The organism is Microbacterium sp. ISL-103, from assembly GCF_018613995.1.
Taxonomy (GTDB): domain Bacteria; phylum Actinomycetota; class Actinomycetes; order Actinomycetales; family Microbacteriaceae; genus Microbacterium.
This window is the reverse complement of record NZ_JAGGPD010000225.1, coordinates 1-5817: the sequence shown is the minus strand read 5'-3', so window position 1 is coordinate 5817 and position 5817 is coordinate 1. Positions and strand designations below refer to the sequence as shown.

Below are 5817 nucleotides of genomic sequence, written 5' to 3'. Positions count from 1 at the left end.
GGTCTGGATGAAGTAGCGACCCATACCGTTCCAGTTGAAGATCGTCTCGGTCAGCACCGCTCCGGTGAACACCGCGGGGATCGTGAACGCGACCTGCGTCGTCACCGGGATGAGCGACGTACGCAGCGCGTGCTTGCGGATGGCCTGCTGCTTGGTGAGCCCCTTGGCCCGCGCGGTGCGGACGTAGTCGGCCTTGATGTTGTCGAGCAGCAGAGAGCGCTGCAGGAAGTGGATCGAGGCGTAGCCGGTGAGCACGAGACCGAGGGTGGGCAGGGTCAGATGCTGCAGCACATCTATGAGCACCGGGAAGAAGCCCTCCACCCCCTGACTGGAGGAGCCCACCACGTAGAAGACGGTCGTGCCGACCGCGTTGTTGAAGTTGATCGCCAGCAGCACCAGCGCGAAGCCCGCGACGACGGTCGGGATGTTCATCGTGATGATGCTCGTGCCCTGACCGATGCGGTCTGCGAGCTTGTACTGCCGCGATGCCGTGTAGACACCCAGAGCGATGCCGAGGACCGTCGTGATGATCGTCGCGCCGAGAACCAGTTCAGCGCTGATCCAGACACGATAGGCGACCTGCTCGTTGACCGACTCACCGGTGGGGCCCACGCCCCAGTCCCAGCGGAAGAGGATGCTGGAGAACCAGGTCCACCACCGCTCGAGCAGCGGAACGGACTCGCTCAGATTGCGCGGGACGAGAAGATTGTCGATCTGCTCGGGCGAGAGCGGCGGTCGGCGTCCGACGTAGTTGTTCTCAGGATCGAGATACAGCCACGCGAGGAAGTAGGTGATGTTCGTCGCGAGGACGATCATGAGCACCCATCCCAGCAGGCGGCGCAACAGATACTTGATCAAGGTGTTGATTCTTTCTCTTTTACAGACGCGCGCGGGATCCGCCGACGCAACGCTGAGCCGGGAAGACAGTCAAGCACCATCAGCCGATCTGCGCGACACGACGCCTGCACTTGGTCTGTGACGGAGTCTTATCGCTCACGGGATCCGGTGTCACGGATGGCTCCCGGGCAACCTCGGCAGAATATCACCGGATCGGACGAAGCGGGCAATAGCCTCGCCTCACCGTAGAATCGACAGGACATGTCACCACGCGCCCTCACTCCGCTTCAGCCTGCCGCGACGCCTTCGGCGCAGATCCGCAACTTCTGCATCATCGCGCACATCGATCACGGCAAGTCGACCCTCGCCGACCGCATGCTCCAGATCACCGGCGTGGTCTCCGATCGCGACATGCGCGCCCAGTACCTCGACCGCATGGACATCGAGCGCGAGCGCGGCATCACGATCAAGAGCCAGGCCGTGCGGATGCCGTGGCAGATCGAGGGCGAGACCTTCGCCCTCAACATGATCGACACGCCCGGTCACGTCGACTTCACCTACGAGGTGTCGCGCTCTCTCGCCGCCTGCGAGGGAGCGATCCTGCTCGTCGACGCCGCGCAGGGCATCGAGGCCCAGACGCTGGCGAACCTCTACCTGGCGCTCGAGAACGACCTCCACATCATCCCCGTGCTGAACAAGATCGACCTTCCGGCCGCCGACCCCGACAAGTACGCCAAGGAACTGGCATCCCTCATCGGAGGCAAGCCGGAAGACGTGCTGCGCGTCTCGGGTAAGACCGGTGTCGGCGTCGAGGAACTGCTCGACCGACTGGTGAAAGAGATCCCGGCCCCGGTCGGCGATGCCGATGCCCCCGCCCGTGCCATGATCTTCGACTCCGTCTACGACGCCTACCGCGGTGTCGTCACTTACGTCCGCATGATCGACGGCAGCCTCTCGCCGCGAGAGCGGATCCAGATGATGTCGACGGGTGCCAACCACGAGGCACTCGAGGTCGGCGTGTCCAGCCCCGAACCGGTGCCCTCCAAGGGGCTCGGCGTCGGCGAGGTGGGCTACCTGATCACCGGTGTGAAGGACGTGCGCCTGTCGAAGGTCGGTGACACGATCACGTCGGCACGCAAGCCCTCGACCCAGGCTCTGGCGGGCTACACCGATCCCAAGCCGATGGTGTTCTCGGGCGTCTACCCGATCGACGGCAGCGACTACGCGGAGCTCCGCGAGGCGCTCGACAAGCTCAAGCTCTCCGACGCTTCACTGCAGTACGAGCCTGAGACGTCGGTCGCCCTCGGCTTCGGCTTCCGCTGCGGGTTCCTCGGGCTCCTCCACCTCGAGATCATCACCGAGCGTCTCGAGCGCGAGTTCGGTCTCGACCTCATCACCACCGCTCCCAGCGTGATCTACGAGGTCCTCACCAGCGACACCGGCGAGACCGTGACGGTGACCAACCCGAGCGAGTACCCGGACGGCCGCATCGGCTCGGTGTCCGAGCCCATGGTCAAGACAGCGATCCTGCTGCCGAAGGACTACGTGGGCACGGTCATGGAGCTGTGCCAGTCGCGCCGCGGAGCACTGCTGGGCATGGAGTACTTCTCCGAGGAGCGGGTCGAGCTCCGCTACATGATGCCGCTCGGTGAGATCGTCTTCGACTTCTTCGATCAGCTCAAGTCCAAGACACAGGGCTATGCCTCGCTCGACTACGAGCCCGCCGGACAGCAGGAGGCGGACCTGGTCAAGGTCGACATCCTGCTGCAGGGCGACAAGGTCGACGCGTTCAGCTCGATCGTGCACCGCGACAAGGCCTATGCCTACGGCACGCTGATGACGGAGCGACTGCGCAAGCTGATCCCTCGCCAGAACTTCGAGGTGCCGATCCAGGCCGCCATCGGCGCCAGGATCATCGCCCGCGAGACGATCAGGGCGCTGCGCAAGGACGTGCTCGCCAAGTGCTACGGCGGTGACATCAGCCGTAAGCGCAAGCTCCTCGAGAAGCAGAAAGAGGGCAAGAAGCGCATGAAGATGGTGGGCCGTGTCGAGGTGCCGCAGGAGGCGTTCATCGCAGCGCTCTCCGGCGACGTCGAGGGCAAGGACAAGAAGTAGGGCCCTGCCGGTCGGGGCGTTCCCGGCACGTGGAGGGTGATCGTCCAGGAAACGGGAAGTAGGCTGGAAATCATGCGGCGCGGGACTTTCCGAGACGACACGGTGGACTATGCGGCCGTGGGTGCGACCCACGCGCCCGATCTGATGCAGTACCCGCCGGAGCGCAGCCTCCCGGCGGAGAACTCCTGGCGGATCGGCAGCGGCGCGGAGCGCTTCGAGACGGCGGGCGAGTCTCTGCTCACCTGGACCGCCCAGCGCGCGGCGGGACTCAGCGTCACAGACGTGCGTCCTGCACCGGGCCCCGCGTACGCCGGGGTGAGCTTCGATGCGGAGGGCAACCCGATCTCCCCGAGCAAGACCGACGTCGAGCAGCGCTTCGATGCCGAGGGCACTCCGTTCGCAGGACCGGGGATGACCCTTCGTCTGCACGGGCGTGTGAGCGGGATGCGAGCGGATGCCGAACTCCGTGTGATCTCGGTCACCGAGGAGAAGCGCCGCATCGGATTCGTGCTGGGCACTGTCGGCGGCTCGGTCGTGCGCGGTGAGGAATCCTTCGACATCGACTGGCGCGAGGACAACGACGAGGTGTGGTTCTCGGTGCGCGCATTCGATGCGCCGAACTCCCTGCTGTACCGCGTCGTCCCCGCGCTCGTGAAGCGCCGCCGCCGGGAGCTGTTCGCACGCTACCTGCGGGCGATCTCCCCGCTCTACGCGACCCCGGTCTGATGGCCTCAGTTCTCTGATGGCCGGTCCCCTTCCCCTGGGCGATCCGGCGCCGGCAGACGGACGCCTTCCGTCCGATCTCGCGATCGACCCGGCTGCGCCGTTCTCGGCCTACCTGCACGTCCCCTTCTGCCGGGTTCGCTGCGGCTACTGCGACTTCAACACCTACACGTCCGGCGAGCTTCGCGGTGCGAAGCAGGAGGACTACGCCTCGACGCTGATCACCGAGATCGACCTGGCGAAGCGCGTTCTCGCGGATGCGGGCGCGCTGCGCCCGATGGACACCGTGTTCTTCGGCGGAGGCACGCCGACTCTCCTGCCCGCGGGAGCTCTCGCCCGGATGCTCGGTGCGGCGACCGACGCGTTCGGTCTGACGGACGGCGCCGAGGTCACGGTCGAGGCGAACCCCGACACGGTGACGCCCGAGGTCGCCCGCACGCTCGCGGATGCCGGTGTGACGAGGCTCTCGATCGGCATGCAGTCGGCAGTGCCGCATGTGCTCGCCGCTCTCGACCGCACCCATCGCCCCGAGAATGTGACGACGGCGGTCGCCGCGGCGAAGGACGCAGGCCTCGCCGTGAGCGTGGACCTCATCTACGGCGCCCCCGGTGAGTCGCTCGGTGATTGGGAGGCGTCGCTCGATGCGGCGCTCGCATTCGAGTCGGACCACATCTCGGCGTACGCACTGATCATCGAGGACGGCACGAAGCTCGCGCGGCAGATCCGCCGAGGCGAGGTGCCGGCGCCGGACGACGACCTGCAGGCCGACATGTACGAGCTCGCCGATGCGCGTCTCGCAGCGGCGGGCTTCGACTGGTACGAGATCAGCAACTGGTCGCGCACGGTGGAACAGCGCTCGCGCCACAACCTCGCGTACTGGCGGGGGAGTGACTGGTGGGGCTTCGGCCCCGGCGCGCACAGCCACGTCGCAGGGCTCAGGTGGTGGAACGTGAAGCACCCGGCCGCCTATGCGCAGCGTCTCGCCGCCGAGGAGTCGCCGGCCGCCGGAACCGAGCGTCCCGATGCGGAATCGAGGATTCTCGAGCGCGTCCTGCTGCTGAGTCGCATCCGCGAGGGGATCGCGGTCGCCGACCTGCAGCCGGACAAGCGCACGCGTGTCGCCGGCCTGATCGCGGACGGCCTCGTCGACCCCGCCGCCGCGGTGCGCGGGCGCGTGCAGCTGACGCTCCGCGGTCGGCTTCTCGCCGACGCGGTCGTGCGCGAACTCACCGACTGACGGCGCCTCGCGGCTCGACTACGGCAGCAGGTCGAGCGCCTCGGACCGGCGCTGGGCGACGGTCGCGCTCTCGGTGTCGAACAGACGCGTGGTCCGTTCAGCGCCGAAGGTCGGCCAGCCGGGATCCCCGGTCGTGATGAACGCGATCCAGGCGGCGTGCATCTCATCGGCGAGGCGTTGGGGAGCATCGCCACCCGCGAGGCGCTGAGCCTCGGGGTCGCCGAGCCGGTCGAAGACGAAGCCCAGTTCCAGTGCATGGGCGGCGCGCAGATCGCGCACCGGGCTCGACCACGCGAACTCGTAGACGTGGGTCGGTGCTCTGCGCGCTCGTGCGAGTCTGGTCAGCGGGGCACGCAGCATGACGTCGGTCGCGACTTGCCCGAAGATCTCGCCGGTCGACGCATTGGGGAAGGCCGCGCGATAGGCGGAGACGGCCTTGCGCGGAATCCGCAGCGCCAGCCGGGCGAGCAGCAGCTTCAGTTCGCTGATCCCGTCGAGTGCGGCCGGAGTGAACCAGAGGCGGTACTCGTCTGTGTTGCTCCCGATGAGCAGCGGGATGTCGATCGAGGCGAGCACCTCGTGCGGAGAGCGGGGGAGAGAGGCGGCATCGATCGCGAACTGGAATCCCGGCGCTCCGCCGAGCGGTGACGACCCGGACGCCTGCTGCCGCCGCGCATCCAAGAGCTTCTCGGGAGACGTCGAGGCGAAACCCGCGCGATCCGCCGTGACACCGAGAAGCTTCGCGAGCCGCGCGGTCACACGGCCTGCCCTCTTGGCGGTCTGGGCTTCGAGGGGACCTGATTCGATGATCGCGCGTGCGACGAGCGCCCGGGAGGCCTGATTCGCGAGGAGTCCTGCGACGATCGGGCCGCCGGCGGATTCGCCCATGAGAGTGATCTGGGCGG

At 67.1% G+C, this 5817-nt stretch carries 5 protein-coding genes; 3 read left to right on the top strand and 2 right to left on the bottom strand.

Annotation, left to right across the window (positions count from 1 at the left end; all coding sequences use genetic code 11):
• Positions 1-858: ABC transporter permease (locus tag J7E68_RS09175; protein WP_215171926.1), on the bottom strand; the 858-nt coding region annotated here is incomplete at its 3' end.
• A 240-nt stretch (positions 859-1098) separates the two neighbouring features.
• Here J7E68_RS09175 and lepA point away from each other — a divergent pair.
• From lepA to hemW, 3 genes are all read left to right on the top strand, one after another.
• The gene (lepA, locus tag J7E68_RS09170; RefSeq protein WP_215171924.1) at positions 1099-2952 is read left to right on the top strand and encodes a translation elongation factor 4; all 1854 of its coding nucleotides are present in this window, start codon (positions 1099-1101) and stop codon (positions 2950-2952) included.
• A 72-nt stretch (positions 2953-3024) separates the two neighbouring features.
• Positions 3025-3678 (top strand): DUF1990 family protein, encoded by a 654-nt coding sequence (locus J7E68_RS09165; protein WP_215171916.1) that lies wholly within the window; start codon positions 3025-3027, stop codon positions 3676-3678.
• A 16-nt stretch (positions 3679-3694) separates the two neighbouring features.
• Positions 3695-4912 (top strand): radical SAM family heme chaperone HemW, encoded by a 1218-nt coding sequence (gene hemW, locus J7E68_RS09160; protein ID WP_215171914.1) that lies wholly within the window; start codon positions 3695-3697, stop codon positions 4910-4912.
• Between the two features lie 18 nt (positions 4913-4930).
• On the opposite strand, the gene J7E68_RS09155 is transcribed toward hemW, so the two are convergent.
• A partial coding sequence (locus J7E68_RS09155) for a carboxylesterase family protein (protein ID WP_215171912.1) occupies positions 4931-5817 on the bottom strand: 887 nt, incomplete at its 5' end.